At 68.7% G+C, this 21,591-nt stretch carries 21 protein-coding genes; 10 read left to right on the forward strand and 11 right to left on the reverse strand.

Annotation, left to right across the window (positions count from 1 at the left end; translation table 11 throughout):
- Positions 1-182: 182 nt before the first annotated feature.
- Together ACYVP9_RS08990 and ACYVP9_RS08995 are read right to left on the reverse strand one after the other, a co-directional pair.
- Positions 183-371, reverse strand: a complete 189-nt coding sequence (locus ACYVP9_RS08990; protein WP_460604442.1) for a hypothetical protein — start codon at positions 369-371, stop codon at positions 183-185.
- 42 nt (positions 372-413) lie between these two features.
- Positions 414-1,043 carry a DUF4352 domain-containing protein gene (locus ACYVP9_RS08995; RefSeq protein ID WP_460604443.1) on the reverse strand — a complete coding sequence of 210 codons (630 nt, stop codon included), beginning with the start codon at positions 1,041-1,043 and terminating at the stop codon, positions 414-416.
- A gap of 112 nt (positions 1,044-1,155) precedes the next feature.
- On the opposite strand from ACYVP9_RS08995, the gene ACYVP9_RS09000 reads away from it, so the two are divergent.
- On the forward strand, positions 1,156-1,416 hold the full coding sequence (locus tag ACYVP9_RS09000; protein WP_460604444.1) for a helix-turn-helix domain-containing protein: 261 nt from the start codon (positions 1,156-1,158) through the stop codon (positions 1,414-1,416).
- Between the two features lie 151 nt (positions 1,417-1,567).
- Here the strand turns inward: ACYVP9_RS09000 and ACYVP9_RS09005 are convergent, their stop codons facing one another.
- Positions 1,568-2,596: a DNA-methyltransferase gene (locus ACYVP9_RS09005; protein WP_460604445.1), complete on the reverse strand. Its 1,029-nt coding sequence runs from the start codon at positions 2,594-2,596 to the stop codon at positions 1,568-1,570.
- 127 nt (positions 2,597-2,723) lie between these two features.
- Here ACYVP9_RS09005 and ACYVP9_RS09010 point away from each other — a divergent pair, with 127 nt between their 5' ends.
- Together ACYVP9_RS09010 and ACYVP9_RS09015 are read left to right on the forward strand one after the other, a co-directional pair.
- Positions 2,724-3,845, forward strand: a complete 1,122-nt coding sequence (locus ACYVP9_RS09010; RefSeq protein ID WP_460604446.1) for a helix-turn-helix domain-containing protein — start codon at positions 2,724-2,726, stop codon at positions 3,843-3,845.
- 48 nt (positions 3,846-3,893) lie between these two features.
- On the forward strand, positions 3,894-4,595 hold the full coding sequence (locus ACYVP9_RS09015; RefSeq protein ID WP_460604447.1) for a hypothetical protein: 702 nt from the start codon (positions 3,894-3,896) through the stop codon (positions 4,593-4,595).
- 288 nt (positions 4,596-4,883) lie between these two features.
- On the opposite strand, the gene ACYVP9_RS09020 is transcribed toward ACYVP9_RS09015, so the two are convergent.
- Positions 4,884-5,930, reverse strand: coding sequence for a hypothetical protein (locus ACYVP9_RS09020; RefSeq protein WP_460604448.1), 1,047 nt, complete (start codon positions 5,928-5,930; stop codon positions 4,884-4,886).
- Between the two features lie 266 nt (positions 5,931-6,196).
- On the opposite strand from ACYVP9_RS09020, the gene ACYVP9_RS09025 reads away from it, so the two are divergent.
- On the forward strand, positions 6,197-6,460 hold the full coding sequence (locus ACYVP9_RS09025) for a hypothetical protein (protein WP_460604449.1): 264 nt from the start codon (positions 6,197-6,199) through the stop codon (positions 6,458-6,460).
- Positions 6,461-6,548: 88 nt separating this feature from the next.
- A complete protein-coding gene (locus ACYVP9_RS09030; RefSeq protein WP_460604450.1) occupies positions 6,549-7,097 on the forward strand; it encodes a hypothetical protein in 549 nt (182 codons plus the stop codon).
- A gap of 793 nt (positions 7,098-7,890) precedes the next feature.
- Here ACYVP9_RS09030 and ACYVP9_RS09035 read toward each other — a convergent pair.
- From ACYVP9_RS09035 to ACYVP9_RS09045, 3 genes are all read right to left on the reverse strand, one after another.
- Entirely contained in the window at positions 7,891-9,411 is a 1,521-nt protein-coding gene (locus ACYVP9_RS09035; RefSeq protein WP_460604451.1) for a recombinase family protein, read from the reverse strand.
- A 9-nt stretch (positions 9,412-9,420) separates the two neighbouring features.
- The gene (locus ACYVP9_RS09040; RefSeq protein ID WP_460604452.1) at positions 9,421-10,056 is read right to left on the reverse strand and encodes an ATPase, T2SS/T4P/T4SS family; all 636 of its coding nucleotides are present in this window, start codon (positions 10,054-10,056) and stop codon (positions 9,421-9,423) included.
- A 141-nt stretch (positions 10,057-10,197) separates the two neighbouring features.
- Entirely contained in the window at positions 10,198-11,085 is an 888-nt protein-coding gene (locus tag ACYVP9_RS09045) for an alpha/beta fold hydrolase (RefSeq protein WP_460604453.1), read from the reverse strand.
- A gap of 122 nt (positions 11,086-11,207) precedes the next feature.
- Here ACYVP9_RS09045 and ACYVP9_RS09050 point away from each other — a divergent pair, with 122 nt between their 5' ends.
- On the forward strand, positions 11,208-12,587 hold the full coding sequence (locus ACYVP9_RS09050) for an NAD(P)/FAD-dependent oxidoreductase (RefSeq protein ID WP_460604454.1): 1,380 nt from the start codon (positions 11,208-11,210) through the stop codon (positions 12,585-12,587).
- 7 nt (positions 12,588-12,594) lie between these two features.
- Entirely contained in the window at positions 12,595-13,620 is a 1,026-nt protein-coding gene (locus tag ACYVP9_RS09055; RefSeq protein WP_460604455.1) for a zinc-binding metallopeptidase family protein, read from the forward strand.
- Here the strand turns inward: ACYVP9_RS09055 and ACYVP9_RS09060 are convergent, their stop codons facing one another.
- A complete protein-coding gene (locus ACYVP9_RS09060) occupies positions 13,621-14,457 on the reverse strand; it encodes a hypothetical protein (protein ID WP_460604456.1) in 837 nt (278 codons plus the stop codon).
- Between the two features lie 210 nt (positions 14,458-14,667).
- On the opposite strand from ACYVP9_RS09060, the gene ACYVP9_RS09065 reads away from it, so the two are divergent.
- On the forward strand, positions 14,668-15,657 hold the full coding sequence (locus ACYVP9_RS09065; protein WP_460604457.1) for a Rossmann-fold NAD(P)-binding domain-containing protein: 990 nt from the start codon (positions 14,668-14,670) through the stop codon (positions 15,655-15,657).
- 127 nt (positions 15,658-15,784) lie between these two features.
- Entirely contained in the window at positions 15,785-16,573 is a 789-nt protein-coding gene (locus ACYVP9_RS09070) for a type IV toxin-antitoxin system AbiEi family antitoxin domain-containing protein (protein WP_460604458.1), read from the forward strand.
- Between the two features lie 552 nt (positions 16,574-17,125).
- On the opposite strand, the gene ACYVP9_RS09075 is transcribed toward ACYVP9_RS09070, so the two are convergent.
- From ACYVP9_RS09075 to ACYVP9_RS09085, 3 genes are all read right to left on the reverse strand, one after another.
- Positions 17,126-17,971, reverse strand: coding sequence for an ROK family protein (locus ACYVP9_RS09075; RefSeq protein WP_460604459.1), 846 nt, complete (start codon positions 17,969-17,971; stop codon positions 17,126-17,128).
- A 29-nt stretch (positions 17,972-18,000) separates the two neighbouring features.
- Positions 18,001-19,197, reverse strand: a complete 1,197-nt coding sequence (locus tag ACYVP9_RS09080) for an acyl-CoA dehydrogenase family protein (protein ID WP_460604460.1) — start codon at positions 19,195-19,197, stop codon at positions 18,001-18,003.
- 82 nt (positions 19,198-19,279) lie between these two features.
- Positions 19,280-20,770: a sulfatase family protein gene (locus ACYVP9_RS09085; RefSeq protein WP_460604461.1), complete on the reverse strand. Its 1,491-nt coding sequence runs from the start codon at positions 20,768-20,770 to the stop codon at positions 19,280-19,282.
- Between the two features lie 82 nt (positions 20,771-20,852).
- On the opposite strand from ACYVP9_RS09085, the gene ACYVP9_RS09090 reads away from it, so the two are divergent.
- Positions 20,853-21,578, forward strand: a complete 726-nt coding sequence (locus tag ACYVP9_RS09090) for a TylF/MycF/NovP-related O-methyltransferase (RefSeq protein ID WP_460604462.1) — start codon at positions 20,853-20,855, stop codon at positions 21,576-21,578.
- Positions 21,579-21,591 lie beyond the last annotated feature (13 nt).

A 21,591-nucleotide genomic window follows, 5' to 3' on the forward strand; every position in this document is an offset into this window, starting at 1 on the left:
ACGTTCCCATTGCACAGCATCAACGGACTCGCTGCCGACCGAACGGCAGCATGCACCGAGTGCGACCTCTGCGATTCACGACCAGCCTGCCTCGACGGACTCACTGGTAGCGCCCCGGAGAAGCACCTCCGAGCGGCGCACCGTCGGCCCCTCGTTACATCTTGGTCACGCCAAGGGTCGCGTTACGAGTCCGGTTTCGCCAGGGCTGCTGTGGTTTCGCCGGCAGCGACGCTCACTGCGACCTCTGCACCCATGATCATGGCTGTCATCGTGGCTCCGGCTTGCAGCTCCCCAGCAGCGATGCTGGCGCGTAATGCGCCCAGCACCTCGGCCAACGCCTCGCGCTCAAGCCGCGTCAACGGGTCTGACACGGGTCCAGTATCGGGCTCGTTCTCGCAAGAGCGCCAACGGACCTAGCGCAACTCGACCGGCGTCAGATCAGATGCCTGATGGTCGTAACCCGCGCTTCGGGCCTGGACAAACACGAATGCGGGTTTGACCGTGGCCGGTACGTCGAAGGCGATGTAGCCAGTCCGGCTCTCGCCGGGTTGTAGATCGTCGTCGTAACGCACGATCGATACGCCGCCGTCCGCCGGGTCATCGTCCCGCTGATCTTCGCTCGACTCTCGGTACCGGCGCGCGCACTCATCGAACAACTCGTTGTCGCCGGTGTAGCTGACCGGCGCCGGCGACACGTTCTCGATCGTCATGAACACGACAACGAACTTGCCGTTCTCGGCCCTCGCGTCCGGGATCGTTCCCGTGGCATCGCCGGATCCGGACAGAGTCTTGGCGGACGCGAAGCGATGGACGGTGACGCGGAAACCTCCGTTCTCAAATGGCTGGCCGAGCTTACGCGGGGTTCCGATAGCACCCAGGGGCCCGCACGCTGCGCCGCCGCTAGTAGGCGTCCCGCTGGTCGGCGTTGTCGCTAGAGACGACATAGCACCGGTCGGACGCCCAGGCGGGGCGCTCGTTCCCCGACTGGATGTCGCGGTGCTGCCGCATGCAGATCCAGACACCGCCACAACCGCCATCACCATTACAGCTCGCAGCCGCACCGTGATCCCCTCCCGAGGTCCGTCCGCGAAACCCTAAGCGAATTGCTGCGGATCCGCAGTCGATAGCTGCGCATGAGCTTCATAGCGTCAGGCCGTGGCGGCAGCAGCACGAGACGCAGCTGCCTCGAAGCACCTTCGGGAATTCGGGCTGCGAGTCCGGGCGCTGCGACGGAGGCGCGAGCTCACGCAGGAGGCATTGGCACACGACGCCGGCCTGCATCGCACCGTGGTGGGTTACATCGAGCGCGCCGAGCGTGAGGTGGGTATCTCAGTGCTCTGGCCTCTTGCCGCAGCGCTGGGCGTCGGCGTGTCAGATCTGTTCGACCGCAACGAAAACTCGGTCTGCGAAACCTGACCTGGGATCGGCGGCGCGAGCCACTGGGGCGCGCCTCCGGCACCCACGTTCGAAGGACCAAATTCCGCTCTTAGGTGGACCGGCGCGACAGCCGGCAGTCCGGCCATCTTCGCCAAGACCTGTCGGTGTGCTTCCACCGGCCGTCCCTGGCCTATCGTTCAGCCAAGAACTGCCGACGGATCGTATCGGAGATTCTTCCTCGTGCAGGTACTTCTATGCCCCGCTCCGCGGCCCACGCTCGGATCGCGGCGGTGTCCGTCTTTGGCCTCGTCTTGACTGGCTCAGCGGTCTGGAAGCGACGCTCGGCCGTCGCAGTCGCAGTCGCAGTCGCAGCTGCAAGCCGCACGTTAGAAGCGTTGGCTTGATCCGGGTCTATCTCGAAGCCGATGTATGACATGCCCAGCCTGCGAGCAGCTACGCCGGTTGTCCCCGATCCGCTGAACGGGTCGAAGACGACTACGCCTTCACCCGCTTTGCCGTACGCGTCGAGGCAACGGCGCGGCAACTCCTCCGGGAACCTGGAGTAGTGAGCCAGGCCGTCGATCTTCTCGTTTGCGAACTCCCAGACGGACCCGACCGGGGGAGAAGTCCGGAAAGAGTGTCGCTCGTCCTTCGCGAACAGATAGATAGATTCGTGCTGACGGTGCGGCCGGCGGCACCGACCCTCCGGCATCGGGTTCCGCTTCTTCCAGTTGACCTCCCCCCGGAAGAGCCAGCTGTCGTCCTGCATCCCGATCACTAGCCGATACGGGAGTGCCAGCAGGTTGCCGTACTGAAGGAAGGGATCAGCACGATCGATGAAGGCCCTGCGCTTGTAGCGCGGCTTCACATAGGCAGAGTTCTCCGGCGACAGGCCTGAGGCATCAGGGCCCAGGGTGCTGTAGGAGTGATCAGAAGCCCTCCAGTTCACGGGAGTGTTGTACGCGTCCCCGATGTTGATCCACACAAGCCCTTGAGGCTTCAGCTTGGGTAAGAAGGCGCGGAAGAGCTCACGCAGCTCCACAACGTACTGCCGAGGATCATCCTCGACCCCGGTACCCTCTGACAGACGCTGACCCCAGTACGGCGGCGAGGTAACCAACACATCGACGCTCTCATCCGGAAGATCCAAAATCAGTTTCCGGGCGTCGCCCTGGGTCACCTGGTTCAACGGGAACGGGCCGACGGTGTCGCTGTACACGGTGCCTCTTCTACTCGAACGTGCCGACACTTGTCGACACAGTAGCCACTCCTGCGCAGCCCGCGGGGCCAGACACGCCTCGAACCTGCGGCTCGCTGACTCGAGTCGAAGGTCATACCCTCCCGGGATGCACCCAGGTCTACGCGCGTTGTGCCGCAAGCTACGTGACCTCCGAATGGCTGCCGGCATGTCTCTCGAGCAAGCCGAACAAGCGTTAGTGGTCGGACCGGGCTGGATCCGGCAGATCGAGCAAGGCGAAGTCGAGCCGACGCTGAACACCCTTGCGGCTGTTGTACACGCGTACGGCAGCGACCTCGCCAGCCTTTTCGCAGGGTTCGACATCGGCGATGACAACGTCACCATCGACCGCTACATGTCGGCGGTCGAGATGGGGAACGATCTGCTGATTCAGTTCCCGATGGGCACGTTCAACTCAGAGGTTCTTCTGGAGAACGCCTCACTCGATCAGATGAACGAGATCGTCCTCCTGCTTCGCAACGGCCTTGCCGTTGGCGAGAAGCGCAACGCGGTTGTCGAGTGCTTCCTGAAGGCCGTCGAGCTCTGGCCCGACCTCAACCCTTCCGACCTCTGGTACTTCCTGGTGAGCCACGCCTACCAGGACCCATACAACCATCGGGCGTCCGACCTTGGCCTGGATTTAGCGCAGAGCTGGAAGCGTACGAGCGGCTGGGCGCTCGAAGCTGTCATCCTGCAGCACTACAACGAGCACCTAGCTACACACGGCATCCACCTGGAGATGCCTAAGCCAGAACGCAAGCGGCGGCTGCTCGAAGAGATGGGCGTAATCGACGTTGCGGGAGCCGATAAGGCTGACGTGCTCGTGGTGGGCGAGCACGAGGGAAGGCAGGAGGCCTTCGGCGTCGTACACGTGAAGGCAAGCTTCGCAGAGCGCAGAACAGACGACGTGCCGCTAAGTCAACAGCTCATCGCGAAGGGTTTCGCTTCGCCGCTTCTGACGATGGACTGTAAGGCCACGCCATCCGCCCAGCCCGTGAACCGAGGAGAGCTCGGAGATGTCCAAGCGCGCGGCGCGGATGTCAGCGCTAAGCGACTCGACATCGAGCGCGATCGCAAGTTCGATGCTTGCTTCAGCTTCAACGCTCGCACCAAGCCCACTCCCAGGCGGCAGGCGGCCTCCGCTCGGATCTACGTCGTCGACTTCAGCGAGCCGAACGATGCCTTCTCCAAGTATCTCGTCCGCAAGTGGAAGGATCGGCGCGGTTCGTAGGCCGACGCGATTGGGGATCTGGTGCCGAGCGACGTAGACGCGTCCCAGGTGCAGTTGCTCGTTGAGCGCTGCCTGGAGGTGCTGCCCAATCCAGATGACATGCGGTCGCCGAAAGGCTATCGAGACAGTCTTGCGCTCTGCATCGTCGACGCGGTGCAATCGCCAGGCGTCAAGTACGCCACAGTCGAATCAGTGATCGGCCGCTACCGATCTTTTCGAGCTGCTGAAGGTGGGGACGCAGATACGGACGGGTCCCCTGAACTGCTGTCGACCTTCCAGAACCTCGGTGTCGAGGGCTGGATCGAGCGAATCGGCACGCGGAACCGAACGCCGCCGCGGCCAGGCGCACCGTACAAGGCAGAGGCGATCCGGCAGGAGGCGGCGGCCTTTCGAGATGCGGGCATCTTCGGCACCGCCGACCTTCGCGCCGCCGTGGCAGAGGGCAAAGACGCACAGGTCTTCGCAAACTGGGCCGACGTCGTAGGACAGCAGACTGGGATCACCTGGCACTACCTGCTGATGCTGGCCGGAGTTCCTGGCGTCAAGCCAGATCGAATGATTGCGCGGTTCGTAACAACTGCACTCGGCTACTCGAAGAACCGGAACCAGGTGCCCAGAGAAAAGATGATCTCCCTGGTAACGGCCGCCGCCGCAGAACTCGGAACCACTCCGACCACGCTCGATCACGAGATCTGGCGGTGGCAGCGCCGGCAAGCACACGCAACCGCGTCCACCTCACGTCGACGCTGACGGGCGCCGGCCCAGGGCACGGCACAAAGCCTCGCGCTTGGCCACGCCCGAGCGTCAATTCGTGACGATGCGTTACGCCTCGACGTCTTAGATCGCTGGCCTCGGTGATCTGTGATGCCGCTCGCAACCGGCGATGGCCGCGCAACCAGGCGGGTGCGCCGGTGAGGCTCAATCGCTCACTCGCCGACGAACAGCGGCCCTCCCTGAGCGCAAGCAAGCTGGCGCGCGAAGCAGCTACAGCGACAACCGTCGATCAGATCAGTACGTCGAGTACGTGTCGCGGCAGCCTCATTCATCGTCGAGCAAATCGAGCAGGCTTGCCACCGAGTCCGTCTGCTCCGGGAGGTTCGCGGGGAGGTCCTCCGAGATGGATCCGAGGACCGCGTTAGACCGCTGGATGAGGCGTTCCTGGCGCCAACCTCGCCAGTACGCGTCCTCGCGAAGGCGAATTCGCGTGTGCCATTGCTCGTCGACTTTGGCCAGTCGCTCCCGCGCGAGCTGTTGTTGCCCGGTGGGCAGTGATTCGATGCGTTCGAGAGCGCGCGCCCACGCATCGTCGTACCTCGAGTGAACGTCGTAGGCGAGCGCCCCGAGCTCCTCTGCGAGTTCTCGACTCACCTCGTCGCCGTCACACAGCTTCCGGATGTGCGCCTCCATCAGCGCATCGCCCCAGTCGGACGGACGCTGTCTCGCGGGCTGGATCGGGGGCAACTCCGACCTCGGCGCAACTGATTCGTCCAGCTGCCAACGCGCGTCGAGGTCGAGGTCCGCCGAGAGGTAGGCGGACGACGCCCGGTAGATGGTCCAAGGTTCTTCCGCACCCGTGGGACGGAAGATGCGGTACTCCAGCCAGCGATGCGCAAACCAGTCCTGGTCACGGGAGAGCCCGGCCATGCCCTGCGCGACGTCTGCGACGAGTTCCCGGGGGAAGGCGTGCGTAGCGGACTTGGTGAGGCTGAGCTGCTTCACGATCGCCGGAACCAACTCGTTTTCCGTGAGCTCACCGGCCGTGAGATCAACCCGGTTGCCGTGCTTCGGCCGCGCAAGCGCGTGCTTCTGACCCGGCGCCGTCACGTGGCGGATGATCGCGAAGGCGATGGCCGCCGCGTCCGCATCTACGCCGCGACTGTTCCAGCGCCGCTGAAGTACGTCGAGGTCGTCCCACCTATCGGGCGGGCCGGGCGCTGGCGCTGGCCCCGCAGGATCAGGCAATTCAACGCGCAGGCGTCGCATGCCGGTACCCGCGGTAAAACCGTCGGCCAGCTCCTGTTTCGCTGCTCGGCGCCGCTCGGCGCTGCGCGCCGCCGCGTCGAGCTCGTGGTCCGACAAGCCCATCCGTACCTCCAACCCATCGCCGCAATGTTGGGTTGGCGCACGCGCCGGCATTCCCTGCCCCTCGACCGAGCTTTATTGCGCTCCAAGCCGGATGGCGGGGAAGTAAAACAGTTCGCGTTGCCGCTGTCAAGTGGGCCTTCCCCTGCCGGCGGACGGCGAACACGAGGTGCTGTGCCACCGAGTCGCGCAAGATAGCGCCAAGGCGGCGGTTCGAGGTCAGCCGTTAGGTTCCGGCGCCCAGATGCCGACGGCGTAGCGTCGCGGCCGTGGAGGACACCGAGTGGGTGATGGTCCGCGTCATTTTGCCGACGGAAGACAACACGCAGACGGAGCTGAACTTCCTCGGCGTCGCCGACGACCTCTCGGTCCGCGTGTCGACTGGCGTCCTCGAAGTCGTCAGGAAGTCGTCCGGGCGCTGGGTGCTGACCCGAGCCTTCGCTCCGGGCTCATGGAAGACGGCGACGCGCATTACGAACCAGCAGGAGATCCTTGAATGCATGGTCTCCGCGACCAAGACCCTCATTCAATAGCGTCTCGACGCCATCCGGGCCCGGCCTCACGCGGTGCCCCCCGAACCGTCGGACATTGCCGGTACGGTCCGCTTTGAGGAGGGACGGGATGGCGGAGAAGGAGTTTCACGAGGCGTTCTGGGTGGTCACCGGCACGGCAGGCCCGGTGCTGCTGGTCGCCAGCGTCGTCGCGTTCTCACAGACCGGCGAGGTGATGCGGCGGTACGTCGACCTGGCCGGAACGAGCCCGCGCTTCTTCAACGGGATGAAGTGGAGGATTCTGCCACGTCTGTCGCCGCACGCGATCGCCTTCGTCACCTCGGCGCTCCCGATCCTGTTCGGTGCCGCTGTTTTCGCGGGCAGCCTCGACGCGCTGATGTATAAACGAGACCGTCTGATCGTGCTGTTCAGCGTTTTATCCAAGATCGCGACCGTGTCCCTGCTGTTGCAGGTGATCGGATACGTCATTGCGTTGCGAGAGGTCAGGCGAGCGGAGCGACGGATCACGACGCCCTGCGGCGGTCCGGGCGACGGCGGCGCAGGATCGGCTGCGCCTGTATCTCCACCGCCTCGAGGCGAGACAGCGTCCCCGGACTCCTCGTCATCGCCTGCACGCCGATCTCGACCCTCACCGACAGGTCGCCCAGCCGGCGCCTAACCTGGTCTCCGCCTGTCAAGAGGCTTTAGCGGCTCCGCTGCCTCGCACGTTTCGTGCCGTCCGGCGACTGGACCATACGGACCGTGACTGGACCCGCCTTCGCCGCCCATCTCTCATCAGCGCGGCGCATCGTGGCGTGCATCGCGCGCAGCTTCGCCGGGCTGTACTCGACAGAACCCGTGTTTCCACCCGTGCGGGTACCTCGTCGCGTGCTCATGTCTCACGTACGTCCGTTCCCCGTCGTGGTTTCCGTGTTCTTCCCGCCCCTGCCGGAGTTCGGCCCAACGAGACCTCGCGGTCTCGGGCGTCGCTCCGGCGTCTGCCGTCGGCAGGCTCTCCTGCACCACGGGGCGCTGCTCCCGTGCAGCGCGGCCATGCCCACGACTCGCGGTCGCTCGACCATTGCCGACCCGTAAGGGTGTCTGGCGCTCCTCGCTGGGCGCTCCGTGTCAGCGAGGGGTTCGTAGGCTCGCCGCGACGTTGTGGTCCGACACGGCTGGTCCGGTCATTCCCGGCCCAGCCCGACGACCGCGCGGGTCACCGGAGCTGGTCGCGTGTTCACCTCTTGACCACTAGGGACCGGACGCGAGGCCGGAGGCTGCTTGACAGCTATAAAAGCGAGTTCGCTCAAACGACGATTCGACGGTCGGACACTTCCGACGGATGCGTCAGCCGTACCTCTCGGGCGTGCCGCTCAACGCATCACAGACGCTACGCACACGTAATCGGCAAGCGCAACGAAACAGGTCATTGGATCTGTGCCGCACGGCGCACTCAGCGCCACCGGCAGCGCCTATCGCGCGTTGGTCGAGTACGTGTCGCCCGGTTGCATGTTGCTGAACAGCTCGGCCATAGCGTCGCCGGCCAGGTTCGACGGACGCCACTCGATCACCACCCGTGCGGGGTCGAGGTACCGGCCGACCTTCCCTCGCACGATGCGCAGCGAGCTGAGCTGGCTCAGCAGGACCGTCCTCCGCTCCTCGTCCGACGTCGCCGCCGCCCACTCGTCCCGCACCGGCGACTCGTGGACCTCGTAGTGCCTAACCTTCGGCTGGTCGTCGCGGGCTCGGGCGCGCAGTTCCTTGAGACCCGCGAGCTGCTCGACCAGCTTCGGCACGTCCGCGTCATCCCGGGTCAGCTTCGCCGACACGTCCGCGATGGCCTCCTCCAGGTCGGCCAGTGCCGCCGAGTTGTCTGTTGCCGTCACGGTTGCGTCCACCGCCAGCTCGTCGCCGCGCTCCGCCAGCAGCCGCGCCTCAATGTGCGCCGTCAGCTGGTCCGTCGAGATCGTCTGGTAGCACTCCGGGCACATGACGGCCGGACGACCCGCCGAGGTGCCCCGGTGCATCGTCCTATCGCACTCGCCGCAGGAAACAAGGCGGCTGAGCAGCGGCGAGGTCGTCCCCCGCCCGGCCCGTGGCCGGCGCTGCGGACGGTCGCCTTCGTCGTCCAGGAGGGCGAGCAGCCTGCGCCGCTCGTCCGTCGTGATCACCGCCAGGTCCTTGTACACGACTGGGAGGCCCTGCTCGTCCCGCAGCACCTCGGCGCCCCGGACCTTCGTCCGGTTGTCGGGGTTGTGAGCGATCATCCCGGCGAGGATCGGGTTACGCAGCATCCGCTCGACCGTCGAGTAGGCCCAGCCCTCACGCTTCCGGGTTGCCTGCGACTTCGTCGGGAGGGGTGCCTCCGCCGACAGCCACTGCTTGATCGAGTAGACCGTTTCACGCCGCAGCGCCCGCTCCGCCGCCTCCCGCACGTACCCGATGGTCGCTTCGTCCTGCACAAGCACGAAGCCCTTGCCGGACGGGTTCGCCGCCTTCGCGTAACCGTACGGGACCGTCCCGCCGACCACCCGACCGTTTCGGATCAAGTGGTCACGAGCACCGGCCACGCGCGCCGAAATGGCTTCGGCTTCCATCTGAGCAAATCCCGCCAGCACGCCGGCCACGATCTTGCCGATCGACGTCGTTAGGTCGAAGTTCTCCGTCACAACCGCGACTGCGGTTCCACGCTCCTCGAGCGCCTCTACAGCGCGCCAGAAGTCGGTGATCCTGCGGGCCAACCTGTCCAACTTCCACACGATCACCACGTCGTAGGGGGCGTCGAGCGAGAGCACCTCGCCCCAGCCCGCGCGGTCCTCGGGCCTGTTGTGGGTGGCGCTGACCCCGTCGTCCTTCCGGACGGCCACGACCTCCCAGCCTCGGGCGTCCGCGTACTTGGAGCACGCCTCGATCTGACGGTCGATCGACACGGACTCGTCCTGGGAGACGGACAGCCGAGCGTAAACGACGGCTCTGCGTTTCTGGTCGGTCACCCGTCCAATCTACTGGAATGTACCGGCTTGGGTGCCGCCCGCGACGAGGACGTTCAGGCCCGCCGCGACGGACGCGTCGAGGAAGCGGGCGGCGTGGTCGGTGAGCGAGCCCGTCCGCACGAGCTCGTCGAGCGAGCGCAGGCCGACGGCGAACTTGCGGATGTTCACCGCCATGTGCCGGCGGGTGATGTTCGGGATGACGACGTGCAACCGGGAACCGTCCGGCAGCATCGCGTCGACGAACGGCGTGCTGAGGTCGATGCGCCGCCCGGTCGGCCGCAGCATCCGCTCGACGAGTTCGGACACCTGGTCGGCGGTGAGGATCAGCATGGTGAGCTCGGAACGGCCGTGGCGGGCGACGAACACCCGCCCGGGCTCGTTGATCCAGATCTCCTCGACGGTGGGGTCGTCGAGCAGCGGCTGCAGCGGCCCGAACCCGGCAACGGCGTCGAGCACCATCCGTGACGCGGCCGCCGCATCGCCCATGGGGGGCATCGCCGAGCTGATCGACCGGTCCTGGTAGTCGCCGACCACCTCGTCGACCAGCCGCGCGACGGTGTCGGGTTCGGCGATGGGGTCGATGCCACGCCGGCGCACGAGTTCACGTACCTCGTGCTCCAGGATCGACTGAGCCGTCGCCGTCACCGCTCCCCCACCTGCGCGGTCCGAATTGTCCGGATGGACAGGTTAGACAGCGAAGCGAACCGACGCATCCCGAAGTGACGCAGCTGTGGACAACCGCGGGACGGACGTGACTGCTGGGACGTCAGCAGCCTTCTGGGACGGTCAGGCCAGGAACCGTTGCAGCGCCGCGAGGGTCTCGGCGGGTCGCTCCTCGGGCACGAAGTGGCCGCAGTCGAGCGCCTGACCACCGACCTCGAGCGCGTACTCGCTCCAGACGCCGAGCACGTCGTAGTTCCGTCCGACGAACCCGTCCGCACCCCACAGCACGAGCAGCGGGCAGCGCACCCGCTCGCCGAGCTCGTAGCTCTGGTCGTCGTGCTCGATATCGATGTCCGCGCCGGCGCGGTAGTCCTCGCAGCTCGCGCGGATCGCGTCGGGGTCGGAGAAGGCGCGCACGTACTCCGAGACCGCGAGCGGGTCGAACGCGTCGGGCACCCGCGACCAGGACGCGAGGTGGTGGGTGACCCAGCGTTCCGGGTCGGCGCCGATGAGGCGCTCCGGGTGGTCGTACGGCTGGGCCAGGAAGAACCAGTGGTAGTACGCCAGCCCGAGAGCCCGGTCGGCGGTGGCGTAGACGTGGCGCGTCGGGACGATGTCGAGGACGGCCGCCCGGGTCACCCGGTCGGGGTGGTCGAGGCACAGCCGGTGCGCGACGCGGGCGCCGCGGTCGTGGCCCACGACCGCGAACCGGTCGTGACCGAGGGCCGTCATCACCACGGCAATGTCGGCGGCCATCGTGCGCTTGGCGTACGCCTCGTGCCGTTCGCCGCCCCCGGGCTTGGCCGAGTCGCCGTACCCGCGCAGGTCGGGCAGTACCACCGTGTGCGTCTCGGCCAGCGCCGGCGCGACGTGGTGCCACATCACATGCGTCTGCGGGTACCCGTGCAACAGCACGACGGGCGGGCCGGAACCGGCCGTCCGCACGGCGATGTCGGTGCCTCCGGCGGCGATCCGTTCGGCACGGAATGCGGCGAGTCCGTCGAGCGTCATGCTCAGTGACGTACCCACCGTCCGCCCGGGATTTCCGGCATAAGGGCGCTCACACCGGCGATAGCGTTTCCACCGGGACGGGGACCCTGGCGGTGTAGTCCACAGGAAGGCGGCACCACACCATGACCAGCACGATCTCCCGACGCCACCACGTCGTGATCGTCGGCTCCGGCTTCGGCGGCCTGTTCGCGGCGAAGAAGCTGAAGCGGGCCAACGTCGACGTCACGCTGATCAGCCGCTCGACCCACCACCTCTTCCAGCCGTTGCTGTACCAAGTGGCGACCGGCATCCTGTCCGAGGGCGAGATCGCCCCGGCCACCCGCGAGATCCTCAAGAACCACAAGAACGTCCGCACGCTGCTGGGCGACGTCACCGACATCGACCTCGAGGCCCGGACCGTGACGTCCGAGGCCGGTGGCGAGGCCCGCGTCACCTCCTACGACTCGCTGATCGTCGCCGCCGGCGCCAAGACCAGCTACTTCGGCAACGACGACTTCGAGACCTACGCGCCGGGCCTGAAGTCCATCGACGACGCCCTCGAGCTGCGCGGCCGCATCCTCTCGGCGTTCGAGTTCGCCGAGCTCGAGCAGGACGACAAGGTCCGCGAGGAGTGGCAGACGTTCGTCGTCGTCGGCGCCGGCGCCACCGGCGTCGAGATGGCCGGCCAGATCAGCGAGCTGAGCCGCCGCACCCTCAAGAACGACTTCCGCGGCATCGACCCGCGCAAGTCCAGGATCATCCTCGTCGACGCGCTCGACAGCGTCCTGGGCAACTTCGGCAGCCGCCTGTCCAACGGCGCGGCCAAGCAGCTGGAGAAGCTCGGCGTCGACGTGTGGCTCGACGAGAAGGTCGTCGAGATCGACGAGCGCAGCATCACCGTCGAGGACAAGAGCGGCGCCCGCACCCGCATCCCCACCCGCACGGTCGTGTGGGCTGCCGGCGTGCAGGGCTCGGATCTGGCCAACAAGCTGGCCGACCAGTCCGGCGCCGCGATGGACCGCGGCAACCGCATCAAGGTCAACCTCGACTGCACGCTGCCCGGCCACCCCGAGGTGTTCGTCGTCGGCGACATGATGTCGCTGAAGAACTACCCCGGCGTCGCGCAGGTCGCGATGCAGCAGGGCAAGTTCGCCGCCCAGCAGATCGTCAAGGGCCTGCGCGGTCGCGCCCGCGACAAGGAGTTCCACTACTTCGACAAGGGCTCGATGGCCACCATCAGCCGCTTCAAGGCCGTGGCCAACGTCGGCAAGTTCCGCTTCGGCGGCTTCATCGCCTGGGTGCTCTGGCTCGGCGTGCACGTGCTCTACCTCGTCGGCTTCAAGAACCGCGTCACAACCGTGTTGCACTGGGCCGTCAGCTTCATCGGACGCGGCCGCGGGCAGCGCACGACCACCAGCCAGCAGCTCGTCGGACGCAACGCCGTCAAGGCCGCCGACCTGCCGGTCGACGCCGATGCGGCGCAGGGCGCAGAAGCGCGTAAGGCGGCCGCGCGACGGGCATAGGTAGGCGGTGCGCGCTTTCGCCTGTCCCGTCTGCTCCAGCCTCGTCTTCTTCGACAACGACACCTGCCTGACCTGTCACACGCCCCTGGCCTACGAGCGGGCGTCGGCCCTCCTGGTCGACGCCCGCGATCACGTCCGCTGCCGCAACCACGACCTTATCGGCTGCAACTGGATCGCCGAGGACGGACGCAACGGCTACTGCGGATCGTGCTGGCTCACCCGGATGCGTCCCGACGACTCGGACACCACCGGGTTCCCGCAGTTCGTCCGCACCGAGCAGGCCAAGCGGTACCTCGTCCACCAGCTGGACCACCTCGAGCTGCCGACAACACCACGATCGGACGACCCCGACCGCGGGCTGACGTTCGACCTCGTCTCGAGCCAGCACCAGCCCGTCATCACCGGACACGCGGACGGGGTCGTCACCATCGACCTCGCCGAGGGCGACGACCCGCACCGCGAGGCGATGCGGGTGAAACTCGCCGAGCCCTACCGCACGATGCTCGGCCACCTGCGGCACGAGATCGGTCACTGGTACTGGCAGGTGCTGGTCGACGATTCGCCCTACCTCGACCGGTTCCGCGACCTGTTCGGCGACGAGCGCGCCGACTATGCGCAGTCGCTCGAGCAGCACTACGGGCGTGGCACCGACACCACCGACTGGGTCGGGTCGCACGTCAGCCACTACGCGGCGGCGCACCCGTGGGAGGACTGGGCCGAGACCTTCGCCCACTACCTGCACATCCGCGACACCACCCAGACCGCGGCCGCGTGGGGGGTGCACCTCGAGGGTCCTGATCTCCAACTGTCCCTCGCGTGGGACGCCGCGCTCGACGTCGAGCCCGTCGAGGACCCCGACACCTTCGACGAGCTCGCGCGTCAGTGGCGTGCCCTGCAGCTCGTGCTGAACGCGCTGAACCGCAGCATGGGCAAGGACGATCTCTACCCGTTCGTGCTCCCACCCGCCGTGCTCGACAAGCTGCGCTTCGCGCACGTGGTGATCACGTCGCACCGCGCGGCACCGGCAGACTGATCAACCACAGGCGGGCTCGCCCGGCAGCAACGCGCGCACGACGAGGGCCACCGTCCGCGCCCCGTCCGTCCACGTGATGTCGCCGGAGTCGCGCGCGGCGGTGAACACACGCCCCGCGTCGTCGCCGGTGAGCACGCCGCACACGGGACCACCGTTCGTCCGGACGTTGCCGAGCACCCGCGACAGATCCGGTCCCGGCCAGGGGCGCGGACTGCCGTCCGGTTCACCCTCCGCCACCCGGACGTCGACACGGTCCGGGCGCCACGCCGTCGCCCCGGTGACACCGTCCTGCAGCCGTCCGATGAAACGCCGCAGTTCGGCACGCAGCAAGCGCTGCCGGTCGTCCAGGCCGGTCACGTCGTCGTCCTCGTAGCCGAGGGCGTAGGCGGACGCTTTCGCGGCCGGCGCCGCTCCGGGCCTGAAGGTGACGGCGGTGGTCCCCAGATCGGTGATGCGCGGGTCTCCGAAGTCGACGTCGTCGAACAGGCCGGACCGGTGCGCGTCCGCGACGAGGTCGCGCAGCGCGGCCCGGTCGACGGTGCCGCGCTGCAGCTGCACCGGCTGCCCGGACCACGAACGACGCGGCGTCGGGTCGAGCACGAACGCCCGGCCGTCGCCGTAGACGGTCACCGCGGGACGGGAGGCCGTGCGGTAGTCGCTCGGCACGTACCCGCCGGCCGCCGTGACCTGGAAGACGACCTGGCCGGCCGGGGCGGTGAGCTCCGGCGGCGGGTCGGCGGACGGACGTCCGGGGACCGCGGACGAGCAGCCCGCGGTGAGGAGGACGGCCGCCAGAGCGGTGAGCACGGCGGTGAGCAGCGCGGTTCGGGGCTTCATGCCCGGGTGGACGAGCCGGGGCCGTGCCGGGGTTCCGGCGATCGCAGGGGAGAAGTACCCCCACACATGACGAGCCCGCACCGGCGTCGTTGCCGGTGCGGGCTCGGGAAACGGACATCGTCCGTGTTTCACGAATGTAACGCGCGCCACAGGAGGGTGGCAAGGGGTCGCGACCTGTGGACCCGCGCTGTGACCCGTAGTCTCCGCGACATGGAACGCGACGGCCTGCCCGCCCGCGCGCTGCGACCACTGCTGCCGCTGGTCGACACGGTCCTCGACCGCACGATCGTCCCCGGGTACTCGCGCATCGGCTACCGCCTGCGCAGCGGCTGGTGGCTCGCGGACGCACCGGCCGAGGCCCTGCTCGGGCACACCGTCGCCGTCACGGGTGCCAACTCGGGGCTGGGCCGGGCGACGGTGGCCGGCGCCGTCCGCCTCGGGGCCGCCGTCCGCATGCTGTGTCGCGACGCCGAACGCGGCGAGGCCGCCCGCGCCGAGATCGTCGCCGACCACCCTGGCGCCGACGTCGTGGTCGACGTCTGCGACCTCGCGTCGCTGAAGTCCGTCCGCGCCGTCGCCACGCGGCTGCGCAAGGAACTGCCGGCGCTGCACGGGTTGGTCCACAACGCCGGAGTGCTGCCGCCGCACCGGGTCGAGACCGAGGACGGTCACGAGCTGACCGTCGCCACCAACGTGCTCGGCCCGCACCTGCTGACGTCCGAGTTGCGTCCGCTGCTGAGCGCGGCCAGCGATGCCCGCGTGGTGTTCGTGTCGTCCGGCGGCATGTACACGTCCAGGTTGCGGGTCGACGACCCGGAGTTCCACGAAGGCGAGTTCGGCGGCACCGCCGCCTACGCGCGCACCAAGCGGATGCAGGTCGTGCTCGCGCAGCTGTGGGCCCGGCGCCTCGCCGACACCGGCGTGGCCGTGCACGCCATGCATCCGGGCTGGGCCGACACCCCCGGCGTGACCGACTCGCTGCCGAAGTTCGCGAAGCTCACCGCGCCGATCCTGCGCACCGCCGAGCAGGGCGCCGACACCGTGGTCTGGTTGCTCGCCGCCCCCGCGCCGGGGCGCTCGTCCGGGCTGTTCTGGCACGACCGCCGGCCCCGTCCGACGTCGTACCTGCCCTCGACGCGGCACACGCCCGATGACGCGCAGAAGCTCTGGGACTACTGCGAGGTCGCGACCCGGCTCTGACGCCGCACTCTTGGCCCCATCGCAGCGTCGTCAGTCGATCTCCGTCGCGACGCACGGATGGGGCCAGGCGCGAGGGCCTGTGGACAACGCCCCCGCGGAGGGTGCGGACCCGGCACAGTCTGCGGCCATGCGTCCGCTGCCCACCGCCGCTGCCGACCAGTTCGGCGTGTTCACCACCGCGCAGGCGATCGCCGGGGGTTGGACGTCGTCCGCCCTTCGCCACGCCGTCGCGACCGACCGGCTGGTACGGCCACGCGCCGGCACGTACGCGACACCACCCGAGACGGACGTCGACCGGCTGCGCCAGGACGCGGCGGCGTTCTCGCTGTGCAACCCGGGAGTGCCGCTCACGGGTTCGGCGGCGGGCGCGGTCATGGGCGCGCACCTGCTGACCGTCCCCGATCACGTGTGCGCGGTGTGGCCCCGGGAGCGGCGGGGTCCGATGCCGGGCGTGCACCGGCACCGCGGCCGGCTGCGTCGCACCGACCTCGCACGGGCCGGCCGGGTGCGACTGACCGCGCCCGCGCGCACCGTCTTCGCCATCGGGCACGAGCACGGCGAGGACTCGGCGATCGTGGCCGCCGACTCCGCATCACGTCGCGGACTCGTCGACGCCGGTCCGTTGTGGGCGGTGCACGAGGCGACTCGCGGCTGGCCCGGTTCCGCCGCCGCCCGTCGGGCGCTCGTCGAGGCGGACGCTGCCGCGGAGTCGCCGCTGGAGTCGATCAGCCGCCTGCGCATGATCGACGCGGGCCTGCCGACACCGCACCTGCAACCGCCGATCACCACCCGTGGCGGGGTGTTCCTCGGCCGTCCGGATTTCTACTGGGAGCACGCCGGCGTCATCGGTGAGGCCGACGGGATGGTCAAGTACGACGGGGTCGTCGGCAGTCTCGTCGCCGAGAAGAAGCGCTAGGGCCTGCTCGAGGACGCCGGGCTGATCGTCGTCCGGTGGGACTGGAGCGAGCTGTACTGCTTCGGCCAGGTCGAGCAGCGCATACGCAACGCGTTCGCCCGCGGCCTGCGCGCCGACCGGGCACCCCGACTGTGGTCGATCGCGGGGAGCACTCGGCCCCACCGCAGCGCCGCCAGTTGATCTCCGCCGCGGCGCTGGGATGGGGCCAAGCGGACGGGCAGCGGCGCTGGGATGGGGCCAAGCGGACGGGCGGCAGCGCGGGGATGGGGCCAGGCGGACGGGCAGCGGCGCGGGGACCCGCCACACCGCGCTTGGCCCCATCGCAGCGTCGCCAGTTGATCTCCACCGCGGCGCCGGGATGGGGCCAGGCGGACGGGCGGCAGCGCGGGGATGGGGCCAGGCGGACGGGTGGCGGCGCGGGGACCCGCCACACCGCGCTTGGCCCCATCGCAGCGTCGCCAGTTGATCTCCGTCGCGACGCTCGGATGGGGCCAGGCGGACGGGCAGCAGCGCTGGGATGGGGCCAGGCGGACGGGCAGCGGCGTGGGGCGGTCAGCGGGTGGCGTGCACGGCGGCGCCGACGAAGCCGCTGCGCTGGGCGTCGTCGGAGACCCGGACGGGCGGGAGTTCGCCGGCGGCGGCGGCGAACCAGGGCTCGAACAACGCCCATGATGCGGCCATGGACCCGCCGACGACGAGCAGGTCGGGGGCGAAGCCGGAGACCGCCCGGCCGACGGCCTCGCCGAGGCCGGCGATGGCGTGCTGCAGCACTGCGGACGCGCGCTCGTCGCCGGTGCGGGCGAGCTCGCAGATCTCGCGGACGTCCGCATCGGCGTCGCCGGTCGCGGCGGCGTAGGCGCGGCGGATCGCGCGGCGCGACATCGTGTCCTCGAGCGGGCCGCCGAAGACCTCGGCGTGGTGGAGGCGGCCGTGCGGCGGGAAGCCCGGGTCGGCGACGTGGCCGTCGACCACCCAGCCCGACCCGACACCGGTGCCGAGCGTGACGCCGGCGAGGCGGTGCGACCCGACACCGGCACCGGCCGTCCACTCGCCCAGCGCGAAGGCGTCCGCGTCGTTGACGAAGGTGACGTCCGCATCGAGCGCCTTGCGCAGCTCGGCGCCGACGTCGACACCGTGCAGGGCGCCGAACTTGCCGACGGTGGCGTCGAACAGGGCGATGCCGGCGTCGTAGTCGAACGGGTCGGGCATCGCCACGCCCCAGCGGGCGTCGACGGGCGCCGGCACCGATCGCGCGGCGGCGACGAACGCGTCGAGCAGGTCGCCGGCCGGACCGTCGGCGGCGACGTCGTGCCGGGTCGCGTCGTGCACCGACCAGTCGGACGGGTCGACGAGCGCCGCGGCGACGTGCGTGCCGCCGACCTCGAGCACCGGGATCACGCCGAAACGCTACCGGGGAGCAACGGCCCCTAGAGCCGGTACTCCCGCAGCAGGCCCCGGCTGATGATCGTCTTCTGGATCTCGGACGTGCCCTCGCCGATGAGCAGGAACGGCGCCTCGCGCATGAGGCGCTCGATCTCGTACTCCTTCGAGTACCCGTAGCCGCCGTGGATGCGGAAGCTGTCCTGGGTGACCTCGGCGCAGTACTCGGACGCGATGAGCTTGGCCATGCCGGCCTCGACGTCGTTGCGGGTGCCGGCGTCCTTGAGGCGGGCCGCGTTGACCATCATCAGGTGGGCGGCCTCGACCTTCGTCGCCATCTCGGCGAGCTTGAACGCGATGGCCTGGTGGTCGGCGATCTGCTTGCCGAACGTCTTGCGCTGCTGGGCGTAGGCGACCGCGAGTTCGAAGGCGCGGATGGCGATGCCGCACGCGCGGGCGGCGACGTTGACGCGGCCGACCTCGACGCCGTCCATCATCTGCGCGAAGCCCTTGCCGCGGGCCTCGGGCCCGCCGAGCACGCGGTCGGCCGGGACGCGGACGCCGTCGAGGATCATCTCGGTGGTCTCGACGCCCTTGTAGCCCATCTTGTCGATCTTGCCGGGGATCGTGAGGCCCGGACGGGTCTCGCCGAAGCCGGCGTCCTTCTCGATGAGGAACGTGGACATGTTCTTGTAGACCGAGTCGGCGCCCTGGTCGTCCTTGACGAGGGTCGCGACCACACGGGAACCGCCGCCGTTGGTCAGCCACATCTTGGACCCGTTGATGACGAACTCGTCGCCGTCCTGCTCGGCGCGGGTCTTGATGGCCGAGACGTCCGAACCGAGGTCGGGCTCGCTCATCGAGAACGCGCCGCGGATCTCGCCGGTGGCCATCTTCGGCAGGAAGTACTGCTTCTGCTCGTCGGTGCCGTGCTGGGCGATCATGTACGCCACGATGAAGTGGGTGTTGATCACGCCGGAGACGGACATCCAGCCGCGCGCGATCTGCTCGACCACGAGCGCGTAGGTGAGCAGTGACTCACCGAGGCCGCCGTACTCCTCGGAGATCATGAGCCCGAACAGGCCCATCTCCTTCATGCCCTCGACGATCGCCTCGGGGAACTCGTCCTTGTGCTCGAGGTCGTTCGCGTACGGGAGGATCTCCTTGTCGACGAAGGTCTTCACCGCCGACAGGATCTCGGTCTGGATCTCGGTCAGTCCTGCGGTCTGCGCCAAGCGAGCCATGCCCTGCAGTATTACGGCCGGTACCGCCGGGTAGCCACCTCAACGGCCCCGGACGTGACGCACCCGGCACCGGGTCCGCGGCTCAGTCGACGGCCGCCTGACATTGTTCGGTTCCCTTACATGCCTTGAGTTTCGCGAGCATGGTGGCGTACTGCCGCAGCACCGACGCGGGGGTCGTCGCGTAGGTGTTGTCGAGCTCGTCGGGGTCGGTGCGCAGGTCGTGGAACTCCTTCTCCCCCGTGTCGTACTCGACGTAGAGGCCGGTGGCCGTCCGCACCGCCTCGTAACTCGGCGGGTCACCCGCTTCGGCGGATTGGGCGTCCGGGTCGCCGGGCGCCGAGGTCGTGTGACCGCGGTGCTCGACCAGCACCGCCTTCTGCCAGTCGGACGGCACCTGGTCCTTCCACGCGGGCACCAGGTTCACCCCGTCGCGCTCGCCGGACGGCGTCGCGCCCGCGATGTGCTCGAACGTCGCGGCCAGGTCGATGCTGGAGGAGAACGCGTCGACCGTGCTGCCCGCGCGGATGCCGGGCCCGGTCACGACGAGCGGCACGTGGATGTCGGTGTCGAAGGCGGTCTGCTTCCCGGGGATCAGCCGGTACTCGCCCATGTGGTAGCCGTTGTCGGACGTGAACAGGAAGTAGGTGTTGCGCAGTTCGCCCCGCTCGCGCAGCGTGTAGCGCAGGTCGGTGATCAACGCGTCGACGGCCTGCACGGCCTGCACCCGCTTGCGGTAGATGTTCGTGATGCTGCGCAGGTCCCGGGCCCGCAGCGGTGACCGCTGCAACCATGTCGGGGCGTTGCGCACCTGCTTGTCGAACGCCGCGGTCTGCGGGTGCTTCAGACCGGGGAAGCGGCGGGCGTCACGCGGGGCCGGCGTCCACGGCCGGTGCGGCGCGAACGTCGCCACCTCCAACATGAACGGCCCACCCTTCTTCGACGCGTCGTCGACGAAGCCCGCGCCGCGGTTCGCGAGCACGTCGGTCAGGTAGTCCGACGGCAGGTGACCGAACTTCTTCTGCCTGCCGTTGACGTTCGCGGTGTAGTCGAAGCCGCGGTAACCGCCGCCGTCGACTCCGAACCAGTCGTTCCAGCCGCGGGGCTCGGGGTCGTCCGCCTCGTAGCCGTTGAGGTACTTGCCCATGAAGGCGGTGCGGTAGCCCGCCTTCTGCAGCGACACCGCGAAGCTCCGGTCCTGCAGCTTGCGCCGGGCGTAGCCCTCGTAGCCGCCGTCCGGACCCTCGTTGGCGAGCACCCCGTTGTTGTGCGGGTACTGCCCGGTGAAGATCGCCGCCCGGGACGGGCAGCACAGCGAGTTGACGACGAAGTGGTTCCGCATCGTCACCCCGGCCGTCTGCATGGCCTGCACCGCCGGCATCGAGGCGACGAGATCGCTCGAGAGGTCGTCCGTCAGCACCATCACGATGTTCGGCCGCTTCGACGTCGGATCCGGACGGGGCTGGGTCGGGTCCGGTCCCGAACGGCTGGTCGAGGTGCAGGCGCCGAGCAGGACCAGAGCGCTCAGCAGGACGACGACGCCGTGAGCTCGACGTCGCGAATGCGGTCGCAACACGGCCACATCGTGCCGGGAACGCACTGAGAGGCCCGCACCGCCCACAGCCGGTATTTGGCACCGCCGTTGATAGCCTGCCGCCATGCCAGCGCAGGTCACCTTGACGATCACGGAGCAGCGCAGGCGGCACCTCGAACAGCGGATGCCCGCGGTGCTGGACGCGATGACCGAGGTACGGGTCCGCAAGCTCACCTACCTCTCCGACCGCGCCCTCGCCGACATCGGCGAGGCCGTCTTCCGGCTCGAGCGCGACCGCGCCGAGGGCATCCTCATCGAGGCGGGCACCGCCCTCGGCGGGTCCGCGATCGTGATGGCGGCCGCCAAGGAACCGGGGCGTCCGCTGTTCCTGCACGACATGTTCGGGATGATCCCGCCGCCCGGCGAGCACGACGGCGCGGACGTGCACGAGCGCTACGAGAAGATCCGCTCCGGGCAGTCGAAGGGCCTCGGCGGCGAGACCTACTACGGCTACCGCGACGACCTGCGCGGCGAGGTCGAGAAGTCGCTCACCGAGTGCGGTTTCCCCCCGGCCGCGAACGCCGTCGAGCTGGTGCAGGGCCTGTTCCAGGACACCATCGGCGGCGACGACCCGGTGGCCCTCGCCCACCTGGACGGCGACTGGTACGAGTCGACGATGGTCTGCCTCGAGCGCATCGCCCCGCGTGTGGTGAAGGGCGGCCGGCTCGTCATCGACGACTACGCCGCGTGGTCCGGGTGTCGCACGGCCGTCGACGAGTACCTCGCCCGGCCCGAGGGCAAGCGCTTCACGCCGGTGCAGCACGGCCGGCTGCATCTCGTCCGCGAGTGACCCGGCAGTAGCG

The organism is Jatrophihabitans fulvus (assembly GCF_054781375.1).

Bases quoted from the DNA above. Each gene is read 5' to 3' on its own strand.
- ACYVP9_RS08995 (WP_460604443.1), bottom strand. From the start codon at position 1,043: ATGGTGATGGCGGTTGTGGCGGTGTCTGGATCTGCATGCGGCAGCACC.
- ACYVP9_RS09010 (WP_460604446.1), top strand. From the start codon at position 2,724: ATGCACCCAGGTCTACGCGCGTTGTGCCGCAAGCTACGTGACCTCCGA.
- ACYVP9_RS09020 (WP_460604448.1), bottom strand. From the start codon at position 5,930: ATGGGCTTGTCGGACCACGAGCTCGACGCGGCGGCGCGCAGCGCCGAG.
- ACYVP9_RS09030 (WP_460604450.1), top strand. From the start codon at position 6,549: ATGGCGGAGAAGGAGTTTCACGAGGCGTTCTGGGTGGTCACCGGCACG.
- ACYVP9_RS09045 (WP_460604453.1), bottom strand. From the start codon at position 11,085: ATGACGCTCGACGGACTCGCCGCATTCCGTGCCGAACGGATCGCCGCC.
- ACYVP9_RS09050 (WP_460604454.1), top strand. From the start codon at position 11,208: ATGACCAGCACGATCTCCCGACGCCACCACGTCGTGATCGTCGGCTCC.
- ACYVP9_RS09060 (WP_460604456.1), bottom strand. From the start codon at position 14,457: ATGAAGCCCCGAACCGCGCTGCTCACCGCCGTGCTCACCGCTCTGGCG.
- ACYVP9_RS09065 (WP_460604457.1), top strand. From the start codon at position 14,668: ATGGAACGCGACGGCCTGCCCGCCCGCGCGCTGCGACCACTGCTGCCG.
- ACYVP9_RS09070 (WP_460604458.1), top strand. From the start codon at position 15,785: ATGCGTCCGCTGCCCACCGCCGCTGCCGACCAGTTCGGCGTGTTCACC.
- ACYVP9_RS09080 (WP_460604460.1), bottom strand. From the start codon at position 19,197: ATGGCTCGCTTGGCGCAGACCGCAGGACTGACCGAGATCCAGACCGAG.
- ACYVP9_RS09090 (WP_460604462.1), top strand. From the start codon at position 20,853: ATGCCAGCGCAGGTCACCTTGACGATCACGGAGCAGCGCAGGCGGCAC.